Source organism: Fructilactobacillus fructivorans, assembly GCF_000814735.1.
GTDB lineage: Bacteria > Bacillota > Bacilli > Lactobacillales > Lactobacillaceae > Fructilactobacillus > Fructilactobacillus fructivorans.
Genome location: NZ_JOJZ01000019.1, coordinates 57,536 through 76,295, shown reverse-complemented (window position 1 = coordinate 76,295; position 18,760 = coordinate 57,536). Strand labels below are relative to the sequence as shown.

Here is an 18,760-nt window from a genome sequence, read left to right as displayed (position 1 = left end):
TGATAATATGACAAATAAAGACTACGAAAAAATGGATCCTGAGCTCTGGGATGCCATTCATGACGAAAAAAAACGTCAGGATGATACAATCGAGCTTATTGCTTCCGAAAATATTGCTTCGAAGGGTGTTCGGGCTGCGCAAGGTTCAGTTTTAACCAATAAGTACGCAGAAGGATATCCTGGTCATCGATATTATGGTGGATGTGAGTATGTTGATAAGGTTGAGACTTTAGCCATTAATAGAGCAAAAGAACTATTTGGTGCGGAATACGTAAACGTTCAACCTCATTCCGGGTCTCAGGCTAATCAAGCTGCTTATGCTGCTTTTCTAAAACCAGGTGAAAAAATTCTTGGAATGGATTTAAATGCTGGGGGACACTTGTCTCACGGTGCTAAAGTTAACTTTTCCGGTAAGATTTACCAATCATTTACTTACGGAGTTGATCCACAAACGGAACAATTGGACTATGACAATATTCAGAAGATTGCTGAAGAAGTCCAACCCCAAATTATTGTTGCGGGGGCCTCAGCTTATAGTCGAATCATTGATTGGAAGCAGTTTCGTAAAATTGCCGATAGTGTTGGAGCATACTTAATGGTAGATATGGCTCATATTGCTGGTTTAGTGGCAGCTGGATTGCATCCCAGCCCAGTTGGGATTGCCGATGTAGTTACTACCACTACTCACAAGACTTTAAGGGGTCCTCGTGGAGGAATGATTTTAAGTCAGGAAAAGTATGCTAAGAAAATTAAGTCGGCTGTTTTCCCTGGCACTCAAGGTGGACCACTGGAACAGGTAATTGCTGCAAAAGCAGTCGCTTTTCATGAAGATTTACAACCTGACTTTCTTGACTATTCCAAACAAATCCTTAAAAACGCAAACGCGATGGCTGATGAATTTAACCAATCAGATCATCTAAGAGTAGTTTCAGGTGGAACTGATAATCATTTGATGACCGTGGATCTAACCGATACTGGTTTGAACGGGAAGCAGGTTCAAGACATGCTGGATTCGTTAATGATCACTACTAACAAGGAAGCAATTCCAAATGAAAAGTTAAAACCAACTTTAACGAGTGGTTTGCGAATTGGAACTCCTGCTATTACCTCAAGGGGATTTGATGAGGACGATTCTAGAAAAGTTGCAGATTTAATTATTAAAGCAATTGATAATTATGACGACCCGAGCGTGTTAGCACAAATTAAGGGTGAAGTAGCAAAGTTGTGTAAGGAGAATCCCATTACCCGATAGGATTCTAGAAATTTTTGTTTGTTCCTTGTGTTATAATATTGATAAATATAATACAAAGAGGAGAGTGCGTTATGGGCGAGTTTCACGTAATGGATCATCCGTTGATCCAACATAAATTAAGCATTATTAGAGATAAGAATTGCGGGACACGTGAGTTTAGAGAAGTCGTCAATGAGATTGCTAGTTTGATGGTTTTTGAAGTTGCTCGTGATATGCCGCTTAAAGACGTTGAAGTTGAGACACCTGAGGGAACTGCGCACGCTAAGAAATTAGCTGGCAAAAAAGTTGCCGTAGTTCCAATTCTTAGAGCTGGAATTGGAATGGTTGATGGAGTTCTTGATTTGATTCCAACAGCAAAAGTTGGCCATATCGGGATGTATCGTGATGAAAAGACCTTTCAGCCACATGAATATTTTCTAAAGTTACCAAGTGATATTGGCGAACGACAAATCTTTGTGGTTGATCCGATGCTTGCCACGGGTGGTTCAGCAATCATGGCCCTTGATGCATTAAAGAAACATGGTGCTAACCCTAAGAACATCAAATTTGTTTGTTTGGTTGCGGCTCCAGAGGGTGTTAAAGCGGTTCAAAAAGCTGAACCGGATGTTGACATCTATGCGGCGGCGCTTGATGATCATCTTGACCATGGATACATTGTTCCTGGTTTAGGTGATGCCGGAGATCGTTTATTTGGTACTAAATAAATATTAATTTTAAGTGAGAGCGAGTTAACTCCCACTTTTTTTGTTGGATTGCTTTACTTAAAGGTGGTATTTGAGTTTTATAAACTTCGATTGTGTAACAATTGTTATAGAGACTATAAAATTAGAATTTTTGGTGCTTTATAGCTTTGAAATTTGCTCAGAATGGTGGTATTATTTCATCAGATTTGAATAAGTGAGCATGTGACTTATTTAAATAATGAATCGCAATTATTCAACTACTTTTTTATGGCACGTTTTTTATTGCGAGTGATAATAGTTGCGAAAAGAGGTGATATCTGTGGAGCCAACTCGTACTTTTCAATTTTTAGGTCTTACTTTCAACGTCAGCAATATGATTTCTGGTGTGATTGTGGCTGTCATTTTGTTTGCGTTTATATTTGTCTGCTCGAGAAACCTGCAGTTGAAACCAAAGGGTAAACAAAATTTATTGGAGTACATGATTGATTTTACAAATGGAATTATAAAGTCAACGATCGGAAATGATGCACCTAAGAAATATGGACTATGGGCTTTTACGCTATTCTATTTCATCTTAATAGCTAACCTGCTTGGACTGTTTATACATATTCAGGTAGGTAACATTGTTTATGTTAAGAGTCCAACGGCTGATCCAATCGTTGCCTTAACGTTCTCATTAATGTCTCTGACATTTGCTATGTATAGTGGTGTTGAAAAGTTGGGTTACAAGGGACACTTTAAGGGATTCTTACAACCTGTCTTCTTGTTCCTACCAATCAACCTGCTTGAGGAGCTTACGAACTTCTTAACGCTTGGAATTCGTGTTTATGGGAATATTTTTGCTGGAGAATTGTTGGCCGGAATAATTGCTAATTTAGCATTTTCAAATGGATTGTGGCTGGTTCCGGTCGCTGCCCCGCTTGAATTGGCATGGCAAGGATTCTCAGTGTTTATTGGCTGTATTCAAGCCTATGTATTTGTAACATTATCATCTGTATATGTTTCTCAAAAATTATCAATTGAGGAATAAGAAAATAGGAGGATTATATTATGGGAGCTATTGCTGCTGGAATCGCAATGTGTGGTGCCGCTATTGGTGCCGGAATTGGTGACGGTTTAATTATTTCCAAGATGCTTGAAGGTATGGCACGTCAACCAGAATTATCAGGTACACTTAGAACTAACATGTTCATTGGTGTCGCCTTAGTCGAAGTTATGCCCATCTTGGCCTTTGTTGTTGCCTTCTTGGTTATGAACAAATAAAGAAAACATTTTCTTAGTTTAGAAAAAGGAGGTGTCAATAGATGTATACACATTTAGTTATTGCGGCTGGATTCAACGTTGGTGATATGTTGTTTTATGCCATTTTGTTCTTACTTCTAATGTGGATTGTTAAGATTTTCGCTTGGAAGCCAATTACCAAAATGATGCAAGATCGCTCAACTAAGATTGCCAACGATATTGATTCTGCTGAAAAATCACGTAACGACGCTGCTAAGTTAGCAAAAGAACGTGCCGATGCATTACAAAACTCGCATGACGAAGCAACTAAAATCGTTAGTGATGCTGAACAAGCTGGTCAAAAACGTCGAGACACAATTATTTCCGATGCTCAAAATGATGCTAAAGGTTTAAAAGATAAGGCTCATAAAGATATCGAACAAGAACGTGAAGACGCTTTAGCAAGTACTAAAGATGATGTGGCAGATTTATCTATTGAGATTGCTTCCAAAATCATTAAGAAGAACTTAAATGCTGATGATCAAAAAGCATTAATCGATTCTTATATTGAAGGGCTAGGTAATCCAAATGAGTCTAGATAAGGTTACGCTTGCCAAAAGATATTCTAATGCGTTGTTTCAAGTCCTGGAAGAACACAATGAATTGGAAACTGGAAACGCTGAATTAATGGCTATTAAAGCTGTTTTTCATAATGATCCTAGTTTATCAATGGCATTGGCTGGTCCAGTTCTTGATCTTAAGCAAAAAGATTCGATCATTAATTCTTTGATTGATGGCGCAACTTCTGAGTACGTCAAGAATTTCGTAAAAATGGTTTATGACTATGGACGTATTAATGATATGGTCGCGATTATTGATGAATTTGGCAAATTATATGATAAGAAACAAGGAATCGTGCGTGCTAGCGTAGTTACAGCAGTTCCAATGAATGACGAAGAGAAAGATAAATTAACCCAAACATTTGCTCAACGAGTTGGTGCTAAGACAGTTGATTTGTCTGCGAAAGTAGACAGTAGTATCATTGGCGGCGCAATCTTGTCGTCTGATAACGTTGTTTACGACGGAAGCGTTCGAACAAAGATTAAAGAAGTGCGAAAACTGCTCTCTTAGTCGATAAGATATCTATATTGAAGAGGTGAAACTTTTATGAGCATTAAGGCTGAAGAAATTAGTGCCCTAATTAAAAAACAATTAGATGGCTACAAAGACGAACTTAACGTCGACGAAACCGGTGTTGTTACCTATGTTGGTGATGGTGTCGCTCGTGCATATGGTCTAGATAATGCTTTATCCGGTGAGTTACTGGAGTTCCAAAACGGTGTTTATGGAATGGTGCAAAACCTCGAAAGCAACGAAGTTGGTATCGTTGTTTTAGGTGACTTTACAGGTATTCGTGAAGGTGACAGTGTTAAAAGAACCGGAAGAATCATGGAAGTTCCTGTTGGAGACAACATGGTTGGACGAGTTGTTAACTCATTAGGTCAACCAATTGATGGTAAAGGTGAGATCAAGACTGATCAAACTGCTCCAATTGAGAAAAAAGCACCCGGAATCATGCAACGTCAAAGTGTTAAACAACCACTACAAACTGGTATCAAATCAATTGATGCTTTGGTTCCAATTGGTAGAGGTCAGCGTGAGCTGATCATTGGTGATAGAAAAACTGGTAAGACTTCAATTGCGATTGATACGATCTTGAATCAAAAAGACCAAGATATGATTTGTATCTACGTTTCAATTGGACAAAAAGATTCAACTGTTAGACAACAAGTAAACACGCTCCAAAAGTATGGTGCGATGGATTACACGATTGTTATGTCAGCTGGTCCATCTGAACCTGCCCCATTGCTTTACATTGCTCCATATGCTGGTGCAACAATGGGTGAATACTTCATGGATAAAGGAAAAGATGTTCTGATTGTTTTCGATGATTTAACGAAACAAGCTAATGCTTATCGTGAACTTTCCTTAATTTTGAGACGTCCACCTGGCCGTGAAGCATATCCTGGTGACATTTTCTACACTCACTCACGTTTACTTGAACGTGCTGCTAAATTGAGTGACAAGATGGGTGGCGGTTCAATGACCGCTCTTCCAATCGTTGAAACTCAAGCAGGGGATGTTTCAGCTTATATTCCAACCAACGTAATTTCGATTACCGATGGTCAGATCTTCTTAAATTCTGACATGTTCTATTCTGGAGATCGTCCAGCTGTTGATGCTGGTACTTCAGTTTCTCGTGTTGGTGGAGATGCTCAAATCAAGGCAATGAAGAAAGTTGCTGGTACATTACGTTTGGATCTTGCTTCATATCATGAACTAGAATCATTTGCTCAATTTGGTTCTGATCTTGATGAAGCTACTAAAGCTAAACTGGATCGTGGTGCTAGAACGGTGGAAGTATTAAAACAACCACTTCATTCTCCACTACCAGTTGAAAAACAAGTTTTGATTTTGTATTGCTTAACTCATGGTTACTTAGACAAGATCGCAGTTGATGATGTTTTAAGATTCCAGGATGAGATTTTCAAATTCTTTGATGCTAGTTATTCTGACTTACTTGGGACCATTAAGAAGACTGGTGATCTTCCAGATGAGAAGAAATTAAACAGTGCAATTCAAGAATTTGCAAGCACCTTTAAGCCCTCGGCTAAGGGTGACAGTGTAGTTAATAGTAATTAACTTGAAGGGAGGATAACAACTAATGGCTGAATCGATGAATGATGTAAAGCACAGAATCGCATCGACCAAGAGTACGCGTCAGATTACCGAGGCGATGCAGATGGTTTCAACTGTCAAGTTGAACAGAATTCAGGCACATACTGTGAACTATAATCAGTATGTATCTAAGGTTAAGTCTGTAATCGCTCATCTGGCTCAGTCCGATTTGTTAGAGGATAATAAACCTTCAAGTCAAGATTCAAAAAATGCTAAGAAAAAGACTGCGTATATTGTAATTTCATCCGATCGTGGAATGGTTGGAAGTTATAACAGTAATGTGATTAGAGGTACGAACGAGTTTATTGAAAAACATACTCCGAATACCGATGATTATATGATTTTAGCAATTGGTGGTAGTGGCGCTGACTTCTACAAGAAGCGTGGTGCAAACGTAGCGTACGAAAATCGTACGGTTTCAGATGTACCTACTTATACTGAAGTTCAAGGAATCGTTAAAACAATTACTTCAATGTATAACGACGGAATTTATACCGACTTGTACATTTGCTATAACCATTTCATTAACCGAATTTCTTCTGATTTTAGAGCCGAAAAGCTCTTGCCAATGGATAAAGATTCCATTCAATCTTCCATGGATGAAAAAGATAGTGGTCAAGCTGGATCTGACGTTAAAGTGAAAAACTTGATTGAAGATTACGATATTGAACCATCTGCTAAAGCAGTATTGGGAGTCGTAATTCCACAATATGCTGAAAGCTTGATGTACGGGGCAATCTTGGATGCCAAAACTGCTGAACATGCTTCAAGTTCGACAGCAATGAAATCTGCTACGGATAATGCCGATGATTTGATTTCATCATTGGAACTTAAGTATAACCGTGCACGACAGGCCGCAATCACTACCGAAATTACAGAAATTACTGGTGGTCAAGAAGCATTGAACCAATAATAGATGGGAGGAATTAAAGCATAATGAATACTACTGGTAAAGTACAACAAGTTATCGGACCAGTTGTTGATGTTAAATTTCCCCTAGACGGTGATTTACCAGAAATCAATACTGCTTTGAACATTAAAAAGGGTGACAACCAACAGTTAGTTGTCGAAGTTGCTCTTGAATTAGGTGACGGAGTAGTACGGACCATTGCCATGGACGGAACTGATGGTTTACGTCGTGGAATGGATGTTGAAAATACTGGTGCTCCAATTGAAGTTCCAGTAGGTAATGATACTCTAGGTCGAGTATTTAATGTTTTAGGTCAACCGATTGATGGTGGACCTGAGTTTGGACCTGATCAGACAAGATGGGCCATTCACAGACAGCCACCTAAGTACGATGAGTTAAACCCATCTACTGAAGTTCTTGAAACTGGAATTAAAGTTATTGATTTATTAGCTCCATATATTCGTGGAGGTAAAGTTGGATTATTCGGTGGTGCCGGTGTTGGTAAGACTGTTTTAATTCAGGAATTAATTCATAACATTGCCCAGGGTCATAACGGTATTTCCGTTTTCACTGGTGTTGGTGAAAGAACCCGTGAAGGTAATGATATGTACTTCGAAATGAAAGGATCAGGTGTTTTAAAGCAGACTGCCATGGTGTATGGTCAGATGAATGAGCCACCTGGTGCTCGTATGCGTGTTGCATTAACTGGTCTTACAATCGCTGAATACTTTAGAGATGCAGAAGGAGACGATGTCCTTCTATTTATCGATAATATCTTCAGATTTACCCAAGCTGGTACTGAAGTTTCAGCCTTGTTAGGTCGTATTCCATCAGCCGTAGGTTATCAGCCTACGTTAGCTACTGAAATGGGACAGCTACAAGAACGAATCACCTCGACTAAAAAAGGTGCGATCACTTCAATTCAAGCTGTTTATGTTCCAGCCGATGACTACACCGACCCAGCTCCTGCAACTACGTTTGCCCATTTGGATGCTACTACCAACCTTGAACGTTCATTGACGCAACAGGGTATTTATCCTGCCGTTGATCCGTTGGCTTCAACTTCATCTGCTCTTTCTCCAGAAATTGTGGGACAAGAACACTTTGACGTTGCCAGCCAAGTTCAACACGTTCTTCAACGATATCGTGAATTGCAAGATATCATTTCAATTCTAGGAATGGATGAATTGTCTGACGAAGAAAAGACCATTGTTGGTCGTGCTCGTCGAATCCAATTCTTCCTATCACAAAGCTTTACGGTTGCTGAACAGTTTACTGGTCTTCCTGGTAAATACGTTCCAGTTAAAGATACTATCGCAGGTTTCAAGGGAATCCTTGAAGGTAAATACGATAATATTCCAGAAGATTGTTTTAGAAACTGTGGTGGAATTGATGATGTTGTTGCTAACTACAACAAACTGAAAGAACAAAAAGCAAGTCAGAGCAAATAGGAGGGTGATCTAATTGGCTGATAATAAATCATCAGTATTAACCGTTAGTATCGTTACTCCTGATGGCGAAGTTTATTCCAACGATCAAGTTACTATGGCCGTTATTGAGACCATGATGGGTGATCTTGGAATTCTAGCTAACCATGTTCCAGTGATTGCTTCTTTAAGAATTGGTGAAACGAGATTCAAGTTTAATGGAAACGACATGGACACCGTTGCCGTTAATGGTGGCTTTGCTGAATTTTCCAATAATACTTTGACAATCGTTGCTGATAGTGCTGAGCGTAAAGGTGACATTGATGTATCGAGAGCTACTCATGCCCGTGAGCGTGCAGAACAGAAAATTAAAGATGCTCAATCTAAGAACGATACGGATGCTTTGAAACGTGCACAAGTTGCATTACAAAGAGCTGTTAACCGAATTAATGTTGCACAGCATTAGTTTTAAAAAGAGGAACTTTCTAGTTCCTCTTTTTTGTTACAATTTTTTACATGGACCTCCGATTTACGACAATTAGGTATTTTTATGATAGTATATACTAAGAATGAATATTAGGAGTATCGCGTAATGAACCCATTTGGAGTTGAATCATTAATCACAATAATTAGCCAGCTATTCTTTATTGCAGTAGCTTTTTGGGCTATACAAGGAATTCACTTTGAACGGTTCTTACCAATTCAAGAGCGTCAAGGTAAGGTCTTAATTGTCTTACTTTCGATCGTGATTGGTTTTATATGCAGTTCGTTCTTTATGTCATTCATTGATAACTTAAAAAATTTAACAGTACTATTTAAATAATACTTATAGGAGAGAGTACCATGGAAAAAATTGTTGTGCATGGCGGAAATAAGCTTAATGGACGAGTTCACATTGAGGGTGCCAAAAATGCTGTTTTACCGATTCTAGCTGCTACTATTCTTGCTAAAGATGGTCAGACCGTTTTAACTAATTGTCCCATGCTGTCCGATGTTTTTACTATGAATCAAGTTTTAAAACATTTAGGCATTAAAGTTGATTTTGATGAAAATAAAAATAAAATTACCGTGGATGCTTCCGGTGAAATTTCACCAGAAGCTCCATATGAATACGTTTCAAAAATGAGAGCATCAATTGTGGTTATGGGACCACTTCTTGCTCGTTTAGGACAGGCTAAGGTTGCTTTGCCAGGCGGATGTGCAATTGGCAGTCGTCCAATTGACTTACATTTACGTGGCTTTGAAGCTTTAGGCGCCCATATTGAACAACATGATGGCTACGTTGAAGCTTCTGCTCCAAATGGCTTAGTTGGAACTGATATTTACTTTGATTTTCCAAGCGTCGGAGCAACACAAAACGTGATGATGGCAGCTACCCTTGCTAAGGGAACCACTAAGATTCAAAATGTTGCTCGTGAGCCTGAAATTGTCGACTTACAAAAGGTATTAAATAAAATGGGTGCCAAGGTTTCTGGTGCTGGTACTAATACAATCACAGTAGTTGGAGTTAAAAGTCTTCATGGTGCTGATCATGAAGTGGTTCAGGATCGGATTGAAGCTGGAACCTTTATGGTAGCGGCTGCGCTTACTCAAGGCAATGTTTTAATTGAGAATGGAATTACTGAACACAATCTTCCTTTGATTTCTAAAATGAAACAAATGGGGGTAAAGGTTGAGCAAGAACGTGATGGGGTTCGAGTAATCGGCCCCGCTGAATTAAAACCGGTTGACGTTAAAACTGCTCCATACCCCGGGTTCCCTACTGATATGCAACCTCAGATGACAGTTCTTCAATTAGAGGCTAATGGGGTTAGTAAATTAACAGAAACAGTGTTTGAAAACCGATTTATGCATATGGAAGAACTCCGTCGAATGGGTGCTAATTTTGATATTAAAGGTCAATCAGTCATTATGTATGGACCAACTCATTTTGAGGGTGCCAAGGTTGCGGCAACCGATCTTAGAGCTGCCGCTGCGCTGATTTTAGCAGGATTAGTTGCTGATGGGTATACTGAAGTTACCAATCTCAAGTATCTTGATCGTGGGTACTATGAATTTCACAAGAAGCTCCAAAAGCTTGGTGCAGAAGTTGAACGAATTCCCATCAAAGAAAGCGACGCAATTGCTAATGACTAACTTTGATCGTTAGAAAAGCTTAGATAATTTCGTATGTGATAATTCTCTTTTGCTATTATGAATATGCTATAATTTAGTTAAACGATGTTACGGAAGGAAGTATTTTTATGGCACAAGATATTGGGATTGATTTAGGAACTGCTAACGTTCTTATATACGTTACAGGAAAGGGTATTGTTCTTAATGAACCATCTGTAGTTGCCGTTGATACAAAGACTAATAAGGTATTAGCGGTTGGTACTGAAGCTTACCAGATGGTTGGAAGAACTCCCGGAAACATCAAAGCCATTCGACCATTAAAAGATGGAGTAATTTCTGATTTTGACATCACTCAGGAAATGCTTTCATATTTTATTAGTAAATTAAGCGTTAAGGGCGTTGTTTCTAAACCACAGACAATGATCTGTGCTCCTACAAACATCACTAACATTGAACGAAAAGCAATTATTCAAGCAGCAGAACGAGCAGCTGGTGGACAGGTTTTCATCGAAGAAGAACCAAAGGTAGCTGCTGTTGGTGCGGGAATGGATATTTATCAACCACATGGTAGTATGGTCATCGATATGGGTGGGGGAACCTCAGATATTGCGGTTCTTTCACTTGGAGATATTGTGGCTAGTAAGTCACTGAAAATTGCCGGTGACGTTATGAATGGTGACATTGTTAATTTCTTAAAACAAGAGCATAATCTCATCATTGGAGAACATACTGTTGAACGAATCAAGATGCAGATTGGAACGGCTGACGTATCAAGTCAAGATGTCAAAGAAATGGAAGTTAGAGGTCGTGACTCAGTCAGTGGGATGCCAAAGTCGGTAACCATTACTAGTCAAGAGGTTGCTCAAGCCATTAATGGATCTATTAATTCAATTGTATCCGGAGCCAAGGCAGTTCTTGAAACCATTCCTCCAGAAATCTCAGCTGATATTATTGATCGTGGTGTTATGTTAACTGGTGGCGGAGCATTACTTAAAGACATTGACACTGTAATTGCGAATGCTTTGACGGTTCCAGTTTATATTTCTGAAGATCCATTAGATAACGTTGCTAAAGGTGCTGGTGAAATGCTAGAACACATGAGTAACACTAAGAAGAGTCGAGGGTTCTTCAGTAGAAAATAATTGAGAGAAAAAAGTTGAAACGAATATTTATATCTTTAATTAAATTTTATCAGCATTTTATTTCACCGTTATTTCCGCCTAGTTGTCGTTACTCACCGACTTGTTCCCATTACACGCTTGAAGCAATCGACCGCTTTGGAGCTTTTAAAGGGATCTTGATGGGTACCGCCCGAATTTTACGATGCAATCCACTTGTAAAAGGTGGATATGATCCCGTTCCAAGGAAGTTTTCACTGGGTAGAAATAAGAAAGCTGAAGAAGATTATCGTCGCTCAATGAAGTTAAAATAGTTGATTTTATCAACTATTTTTTATTCTAGGAGGTTTTAGAAGTGTCGAGAAAAGAAAAACAAATTGGAGTTAATATCGTCGAGGATCCAGAAGAAAAAGCGTTAAAGTTAGTTCAAATTGGTGGCCATACCGTTGGTACAATTGAAGAAAAAAATGGGAAATCTGTTTGCGTAATCGGTGATAAAACTTTTCATGAAAATAGTGAGGAAGATGCTGTCGCTGAAGTAATAAGAGAGTATAATTTACATCAAAGATAAGTATGATCTTATAAAAAGGGAGTTCTAATCGTGTTTAATAAGTCGGAAGATATAGACGATAATCGAATCGATTGGGGAATTATCTTTTGTGTACTGATGCTTGCTTTGGTAGGTTTAGGCTCAATTTTTGTAGCAGCAAGTCATGATACTAGTCAGACTAGTGTCGTAAAAGCGGTGGTATCTCAACTAGTATGGTACGCAATTGGAGCAATTGCGATTGTCGTTGTGATGCAGTTTGATTCTGAACAGTTGTGGAAACTTGCGCCATACGCGTATTGGTTTGGAATCTTTCTTCTAGTTGCTGTCCTTTTCTTATACAGTCGATCTTATGAAGCACAGACCGGTGCTAAGAGTTGGTTTCAACTGGGTCCACTAACATTTCAACCATCAGAGATTATGAAGCCAGCGTACATCTTGATGCTAGCAAAGGTGATTGCTGCCCATAATAATGAACATCCCATTCATGAGCCACGAACGGATTGGGCACTACTTGGTAAAATGATTTTGTGGACAATTCCAATCGTAATTCTGTTGAAGTTACAAAATGATTTTGGTACGACCATCGTGTTTATTGCTATTTTAGCTGGCATGATGATTGTCTCGGGAGTTACTTGGAAAATCCTCGGTCCCATCTTTGGAGTGACTGGTGGTTTAGGCGTGATTGCTCTTACCCTGGCTATTACCAAAGAGGGACGAGCATTACTAGGAAACTTTGGTTTCAAAGCTTATCAATTTGCTCGAATTGATACCTGGTTGCATCCTGAGTCAGATACGAGTAACCAAGGGTTTCAATTGTGGCAAAGTATGAAAGCTGTCGGTTCGGGAGGATTATCCGGAACTGGATTTAACGTTTCTAAAGTGTATGTGCCAGTTCGTGAATCTGATATGATTTTTTCCGTAATGGGAGAAAACTTTGGATTCATTGGTGGCGTTTTATTGATTTTACTTTATTTCTTATTAATTTATGAAATGATTAAAGTTACCTTTGAAACTAAGAATGTTTTCTATGCCTACATTTCTAGTGGAGTAATCATGATGATCTTATTCCATGTTTTTGAAAACATTGGAATGAGTATCGGATTGCTTCCGATGACTGGTATTCCACTTCCATTTGTGAGTCAAGGAGGATCAGCCTTAATTGGTAATATGATAGGGATTGGGTTGATAATGTCAATGCAATACCATAATAAGAGCTCAATGTTCAGTACAGAAAAGAATTTCTCATAAAGCATGTTTATTCATGCTTTTTTATTTGGTTTCATCTACAATGAATTTTTTGTGTTATACTTAAGGTTCTATTATGAACGACAGAGGTGCGAAAATGACTAAAAATAAAAAGCACGTTGCGCTATTATTCGGTGGAAATTCATCAGAGCACGACGTCTCAAAAAGATCCGCGCATAATATTTATGATGCGATGGATAAGGATAAGTACGAAGTCAGCTTATTCTTAATTACCAAAAATGGAATTGTCTTGAGCAATGAAGCTTCTCACCGTGTATTTGACGGTGAGGATGAAGCTGATGTAGTAAAAGACGAGATTCCCAAGTTAGACATGAATAATCCCTTAGCACCTATCATTAATTTTGATAGTACTAGTGATATTGATGTTTTCTTTCCAATTATTCACGGAAATCTTGGTGAAGACGGAACGATTCAAGGGTTGTTGCGTTTAATGAACAAGCCTTACGTGGGTAGTGGAATCTTAGCTTCATCCATGGCATACGATAAAGACATTACTAAGAAAATCTTAGATGAAGCTGGGATTAACAACACTAAATATGTATTGTTAACTCCAGATAATCGAAAAGATTGGAATTATGATAAGTTGGCAGCAAAGTTGGGTTCTTTAATGTTTATCAAACCCGCTAATCAAGGATCTTCAATTGGAATTCACCAGGTTCATAATCAAGCAGAACTAGAAAGTGGATTAAACGATGCTTTTCGTTATGACAATAAAATTTTGATCGAAGAAGCCATTGAAGGTCCTGAAGAGGTTGAAATTTCTATTTTAGGAAATGAGGACCCTAAGGCTTCTAAACTTGGTGCAATTAAGGTTCCCGCTGATGATAAATTCTATACTTATGACAATAAGTTTGTAGATGCTAGTCAGGTCCAATTTACTATCCCAGTTCAATTACCTGATGGAGTTGATGAGCAAATCACTAAAATGGCACTTGGAGCGTACAAAGCACTTGGATTAAAAGGAATGGCTCGAATTGATTTTCTGGTATCTAAAGACTTCAAACCATATTTAAGCGAAGTTAATACTTTGCCTGGCTTTACAAACATTTCTTTATATCCTCAACTTTGGGAAGCTTCTGGAATTAGTTACACCGATTTGATTGATCAATTAATTGAATTAGCATATGCGGAGTTTAATCGTCAATCTAAAATTCTTCATGATTTTAAGCCACTTCAAAAGGGTGACCAGAAAAAAGTTTATGAAGATAAATAAACAAAAAAAGATTATGACTTAATTTAGTCATAATCTTTTTTGTTTTTAAGAATTGTTGCGTATTTACTTGGTAGGAGGTGATAATGATGAAAAGATGTGATTGGGCTACTAAAAGTCCACAACTAATGGATTATCATGATACCAAATGGGGCGTTCCTGATTATGATGAACAATCATTGTTTCGAGATTTGTCACTTGAAATTATGCAAGCTGGCCTCCAATGGAATCTAATTTTAAAAAAATTAGATGGATTGGATGATATTTATCATCAATTTGACTTCGGTTACCTAGCTTATCATTTCGAGGAGGTTAGAAGGAGAGCCTTGAATGATGTCCGAGGAATTCGAAATCGATCTAAAATTGAGGCAATTTTAACGAATGCCCAAATTATGGCTGAATTAGAAGCGCAAAACATCCATTTTTTTGACCAACTATGGCAGTTAGTTAATTACACGCCAATTGATCATTTAGTTAGTAATGATCAAGTTAATTTGGATGAAATGAAACCAATGATGGAAAAGTTTAAGCGTATGTTTCAGAAATACCATTTTAAAAGAGTTGGTCCCATGACGCTCTATTCTTTTTTACAAGCATCAGGAATCGTTAATGATCATGATGTTGAGTGCTTTAGGCACGATGAGATTTTGAAATACAGAGGGAGATGACGGGCTTGGAAGTCATCATGCCCTCAAAAGCGTTATTAAAAAAGATCGGAATTAGGATTAGAAAACGACGGTTGGACCTTCATATGACCCAGGCAGAATTAGCAAAGGGTCTTTGTACCCAATCGACGATTAGTGCTTTGGAAAACGATGGTTGTTTTAACCAATGGAGTATTATCCCAAAGATTGTATCACGATTAGGGATGAATCTAGATGAGATGTGTGTTTCTAATAATTACTGCTACGCCAAAGAATTATTGAAGCAAATTGAGTGTAACTTACTCCACTATCATTTTGAAAAGGCCAACACCATCATCAAAACGATCAAAGTTGAAAATATTGATTCAAAAGAAATTAAGGGACGGTATTATTGTGAACGTGGATTTGCTGAATTATTTTGCGGTGTTTCTTTAGACGAAGTCACTTTATGTTTTCATACGATGATTGATACCTATGCAGTTAAGGCGAATATTGTTTGTACAGCATGGAGTTATTTAGGGATGGCCATCTCATATCGTAGATTAGGATGTCAAAAATTAGCCCATAAGTACTTAGATGATGCATTAATGAGAATGCATCATCTGCTTCATCAAAAGCAGACGAATTTAAACGAACGCTACATTATCATTAAGTTAGGATTAGCGATTGTTACCTTTGCATTTATTTCTAACAATTACCAACTGGTTATCAATGAATCGAATCGGATGATTGCTTATTTAAAGCGTAAATATTCTTTTTATTGTTTGAAATCATTTTATAGTTTGAAGTACTTGAGTTATAAACAGGAAAAATTATGTTCAAAAGCTAAAGCGATCCAGAACAAGATTAACTTGTTGAATGGGGTTCGTGATAGTGGGAGAATTGATAAATTATTAAAAATTGCCAAACAAAAAAGCATTCGTTAAATTCAACGAATGCTTTTTTGTTTTATTTAGTAACTTTTTGTTTTCCTTTTTTAGGATCAACTTTTTGGTTATTTAAGTTAGTTCTAACAACCAAAACGTCACAAATAGCCATTCGCGTTACATATTCGGTCACAGAACCAATTAGTAAGCGTTCAACAGCATTTAATCCAGTAGCTCCAATCATGATCAAATCAATGTTTAATTTGGTTGGTAACTCTTTAGAAATAATTGTTTTAGGTGCCCCATATTCGATTGAATAATCAACTTTGTCAACACCATCATCCTTGGCTTCACGAGCATATTGTTCTAGGGTTTTCTTAGCGTTTTGCGTTACTTCTTCAACCACGGAAGTATCAAAACTAGAAATATTTTGAAAAGCTCGAGTATCCACAACGTGAACAATGTGCAAATGAGCATCATTTCGTTTGGCGACAGCAACGGCTTTTTTAAAAGCTAATTCGGATTCGTATGAACCATCAACGGGAACTAAGATATTATTGTATTCTTGTAGCATAAAAACCACCTCAATGTTTTATTTAACTTAATTCTAGTATTTTTTACTTGAAAAGTCAGATATAAAGGTTATTTATCCATGTACTGAATGATAAAAACTTCTGGAATAACAGCACATAAACAGCCGGCACATAAGACTAACAACGTGAAAACGGTGTTGTCAAAGAACAATGAAATAATCCCGAAAATTGCTACTACGAGCAGTATGATTCCACTAATAATTAAAATGATCCTTAATGAAGGGAATTTTTCAGGATGAAAGAGAAGGAAACTTTTATGAGCATGAGTTAAAAAGTAGATTCCGTTAATAATTAAAATTACGGAGAAAAATAACATTAAGACTTTGATGAGCATTAAAAACTATTCCTTTCCGTGATGCTTTTCAGCTTCATTAATTTTTTGATATTGATCAGCTAACGCTTTTTCGTATTTTCCGTTTAATTTTGGTTGGTAGTATTTCGCATCCTTAATTTTATCCGGAAGATATTGTTGTTGCACCCAATCATTTGGGTAATTATGTGGATATTTATAGCCAACATGACCAAGCTTCTTAGCACCCTTAAAGTGGGTGTCCTTAAGGTGATTGGGAATATCGCCATAATTTCCTGATTTTACATCTGATAGAGCATTATCAATAGCTTTAATGCCAGAATTAGATTTTGGTGATAGGCACAAATCAATAATCGCATCAGCCAAGGGAATCCGTCCCTCAGGAAGACCCAGCTTATCAGCAGCTTGCACCGCATTAACAGTTCTAGCAGCAGCTGCAGGATTAGCCAAACCAATATCCTCGTATGCAATTACCATTAGTCTACGGGTTAATGAATTTAAATCACCTGATTCAATTAAACGTGAGGCATAATGAAGGGCGGCATTGACATCTGAGCCACGAATCGACTTTTGAAGGGCTGATACCACATTATAGTGAGCATCACCATTCTTATCCTGACTGAGGGCCTTCTTTTGTAGACAAGCTTCAATGTCGGAAAGGGTAAGATGAATAACACCATCCTTATCGGGTTCAGTTGATTTAGCTGATAATTCTAATGCGTTTAATGCGCTTCTTAAATCACCATTCGTACTGTGAACTAAGAAGCTCATTGCATTATGATCAATTTTAACGTTTAACTTACCTAATCCATTCTCTTTATCAGTTAATGCTCGTTCAACGGCTTTTTTAATATCATCACTACTTAATGGATGAACCTGAAAAATTTCAGTTCGGGAACGAATGGCTGGACTAATATTAATGTATGGATTTTCAGTTGTAGCACCAATGAGGATAATTTGTCCGCTTTCAAGTAAGGGTAGCAAAAAATCTTGTTTGGTCTTATCCAATCGGTGAATTTCATCTAAAAGAAGAACCACCGTACCGCTCATTTTTGCCTCCTCAGCGACAGCCTGAAGATCCCTTTTAGTATCAGTAGCTGCGTTTAACATTCGAAATGCATATTTAGTCGATCCAGCGATTGCACTTGCAATGCTAGTCTTTCCCGTACCAGGGGGTCCATATAGAATCATCGATGATAGCATTTTTGCCTTTACCATTCGATCAATAATTTTGCCCGGTCCAACTAAGTCTTGTTGACCAACAATATCTTCAATTTTAGTAGGTCTTATCCGATAGGCGAGGGGCTTTTGCATCATATATCTTCTTTCTACTTATGAAATAAACGTGAGAACCACGATTCAGATTTTTTAGGTTGATCGTCTTGTTTCTTACTACTAGTTTTGTCAGGGTCAAAGTCAATTTGATCTTGATGGATTGCTTCCGGTGCAACGAGAACGACCGCATATTCGTCAGGTTTAGTTCCGTAAGCACTGTTATTTTTCAAAGTGAATTTAGCGTTATTTTGGCTCGCTAACTTCATGTAGGGTTGCTGCTGTTCCTCAGGAATATTACCATTAATGAAAAGTTGGTAATTAGGATGTTGTTTCATTTTGTCACTTAATTGATCAATCGCATTTTGGTTTTTATCATCAGCAACCGTAATTGCGAAATCGACTCTTTCACGAAAGGTTCCTAGGTATTTTCTTTGTTCATCAGGATTAATCTGAGGGGAATTCCCGCTCATTGCTTGATCGAGACGATTTTGAACTGATCCTTTGTCATCTGCCATAATATTTGCTCCTTATTGGGTATTTATTATATTTTAACATTAAAGAAAATGGAGATACAAAAAGGC

The 18,760-nt window shown here is 37.8% G+C and carries 22 protein-coding genes; 19 read left to right on the top strand and 3 right to left on the bottom strand.

The window, feature by feature from the left end; genetic code table 11:
- Positions 1-7 precede the first annotated feature (7 nt).
- The 19 genes from glyA (at position 8) to LfDm3_RS04035 (ending at position 16,061) form a co-directional block, all read left to right on the top strand.
- On the top strand, positions 8-1,252 hold the full coding sequence (glyA, locus tag LfDm3_RS04125) for a serine hydroxymethyltransferase (RefSeq protein ID WP_039144353.1): 1,245 nt from the start codon (positions 8-10) through the stop codon (positions 1,250-1,252).
- A gap of 71 nt (positions 1,253-1,323) precedes the next feature.
- A complete protein-coding gene (gene upp / locus LfDm3_RS04120) occupies positions 1,324-1,956 on the top strand; it encodes a uracil phosphoribosyltransferase (protein ID WP_039144350.1) in 633 nt (210 codons plus the stop codon).
- 298 nt (positions 1,957-2,254) lie between these two features.
- Positions 2,255-2,965 carry a F0F1 ATP synthase subunit A gene (atpB, locus tag LfDm3_RS04115; protein ID WP_010021945.1) on the top strand — a complete coding sequence of 237 codons (711 nt, stop codon included), beginning with the start codon at positions 2,255-2,257 and terminating at the stop codon, positions 2,963-2,965.
- A 20-nt stretch (positions 2,966-2,985) separates the two neighbouring features.
- Entirely contained in the window at positions 2,986-3,198 is a 213-nt protein-coding gene (atpE, locus tag LfDm3_RS04110) for a F0F1 ATP synthase subunit C (protein WP_010021947.1), read from the top strand.
- A 41-nt stretch (positions 3,199-3,239) separates the two neighbouring features.
- A complete protein-coding gene (gene atpF / locus LfDm3_RS04105) occupies positions 3,240-3,758 on the top strand; it encodes a F0F1 ATP synthase subunit B (RefSeq protein WP_010021949.1) in 519 nt (172 codons plus the stop codon).
- Positions 3,745-4,287, top strand: coding sequence for an ATP synthase F1 subunit delta (atpH, locus tag LfDm3_RS04100; RefSeq protein WP_039144347.1), 543 nt, complete (start codon positions 3,745-3,747; stop codon positions 4,285-4,287). Before atpF ends, atpH begins: the two co-directional genes overlap by 14 nt.
- A gap of 36 nt (positions 4,288-4,323) precedes the next feature.
- Positions 4,324-5,859: a F0F1 ATP synthase subunit alpha gene (atpA, locus tag LfDm3_RS04095; RefSeq protein ID WP_039144345.1), complete on the top strand. Its 1,536-nt coding sequence runs from the start codon at positions 4,324-4,326 to the stop codon at positions 5,857-5,859.
- A 22-nt stretch (positions 5,860-5,881) separates the two neighbouring features.
- Positions 5,882-6,808, top strand: a complete 927-nt coding sequence (locus tag LfDm3_RS04090) for a F0F1 ATP synthase subunit gamma (protein ID WP_010021953.1) — start codon at positions 5,882-5,884, stop codon at positions 6,806-6,808.
- A gap of 23 nt (positions 6,809-6,831) precedes the next feature.
- The gene (gene atpD, locus LfDm3_RS04085) at positions 6,832-8,256 is read left to right on the top strand and encodes a F0F1 ATP synthase subunit beta (protein WP_010021954.1); all 1,425 of its coding nucleotides are present in this window, start codon (positions 6,832-6,834) and stop codon (positions 8,254-8,256) included.
- A gap of 13 nt (positions 8,257-8,269) precedes the next feature.
- The gene (locus LfDm3_RS04080; RefSeq protein WP_010021955.1) at positions 8,270-8,698 is read left to right on the top strand and encodes a F0F1 ATP synthase subunit epsilon; all 429 of its coding nucleotides are present in this window, start codon (positions 8,270-8,272) and stop codon (positions 8,696-8,698) included.
- Between the two features lie 126 nt (positions 8,699-8,824).
- Complete coding sequence (locus tag LfDm3_RS04075) at positions 8,825-9,055, top strand: DUF1146 family protein (protein ID WP_010021956.1); 231 nt, start codon at positions 8,825-8,827, stop codon at positions 9,053-9,055.
- Positions 9,056-9,075: 20 nt separating this feature from the next.
- On the top strand, positions 9,076-10,368 hold the full coding sequence (murA, locus tag LfDm3_RS04070) for a UDP-N-acetylglucosamine 1-carboxyvinyltransferase (RefSeq protein WP_039144342.1): 1,293 nt from the start codon (positions 9,076-9,078) through the stop codon (positions 10,366-10,368).
- 107 nt (positions 10,369-10,475) lie between these two features.
- Positions 10,476-11,489 carry a rod shape-determining protein gene (gene mreB / locus LfDm3_RS04065; RefSeq protein WP_039144339.1) on the top strand — a complete coding sequence of 338 codons (1,014 nt, stop codon included), beginning with the start codon at positions 10,476-10,478 and terminating at the stop codon, positions 11,487-11,489.
- A gap of 14 nt (positions 11,490-11,503) precedes the next feature.
- Positions 11,504-11,779, top strand: coding sequence for a membrane protein insertion efficiency factor YidD (gene yidD / locus LfDm3_RS04060; RefSeq protein ID WP_039144337.1), 276 nt, complete (start codon positions 11,504-11,506; stop codon positions 11,777-11,779).
- 41 nt (positions 11,780-11,820) lie between these two features.
- Positions 11,821-12,036 carry a DUF2969 family protein gene (locus tag LfDm3_RS04055; protein WP_010021961.1) on the top strand — a complete coding sequence of 72 codons (216 nt, stop codon included), beginning with the start codon at positions 11,821-11,823 and terminating at the stop codon, positions 12,034-12,036.
- 30 nt (positions 12,037-12,066) lie between these two features.
- Positions 12,067-13,263 (top strand): FtsW/RodA/SpoVE family cell cycle protein, encoded by a 1,197-nt coding sequence (locus LfDm3_RS04050; RefSeq protein ID WP_052236609.1) that lies wholly within the window; start codon positions 12,067-12,069, stop codon positions 13,261-13,263.
- Between the two features lie 94 nt (positions 13,264-13,357).
- Entirely contained in the window at positions 13,358-14,494 is a 1,137-nt protein-coding gene (locus LfDm3_RS04045; protein ID WP_039144329.1) for a D-alanine--D-alanine ligase family protein, read from the top strand.
- An 83-nt stretch (positions 14,495-14,577) separates the two neighbouring features.
- On the top strand, positions 14,578-15,159 hold the full coding sequence (locus LfDm3_RS04040) for a DNA-3-methyladenine glycosylase I (protein ID WP_082019966.1): 582 nt from the start codon (positions 14,578-14,580) through the stop codon (positions 15,157-15,159).
- 17 nt (positions 15,160-15,176) lie between these two features.
- Positions 15,177-16,061, top strand: coding sequence for a helix-turn-helix domain-containing protein (locus LfDm3_RS04035; protein WP_191978922.1), 885 nt, complete (start codon positions 15,177-15,179; stop codon positions 16,059-16,061).
- 22 nt (positions 16,062-16,083) lie between these two features.
- On the opposite strand, the gene LfDm3_RS04030 is transcribed toward LfDm3_RS04035, so the two are convergent.
- From LfDm3_RS04030 to LfDm3_RS04015, 3 genes are all read right to left on the bottom strand, one after another.
- A complete protein-coding gene (locus LfDm3_RS04030) occupies positions 16,084-16,575 on the bottom strand; it encodes a universal stress protein (protein ID WP_010021967.1) in 492 nt (163 codons plus the stop codon).
- Positions 16,576-16,934: 359 nt separating this feature from the next.
- A complete protein-coding gene (locus tag LfDm3_RS04020) occupies positions 16,935-18,218 on the bottom strand; it encodes a replication-associated recombination protein A (protein ID WP_039144321.1) in 1,284 nt (427 codons plus the stop codon).
- A 14-nt stretch (positions 18,219-18,232) separates the two neighbouring features.
- Positions 18,233-18,694, bottom strand: a complete 462-nt coding sequence (locus LfDm3_RS04015; RefSeq protein ID WP_010021970.1) for a YueI family protein — start codon at positions 18,692-18,694, stop codon at positions 18,233-18,235.
- Positions 18,695-18,760 lie beyond the last annotated feature (66 nt).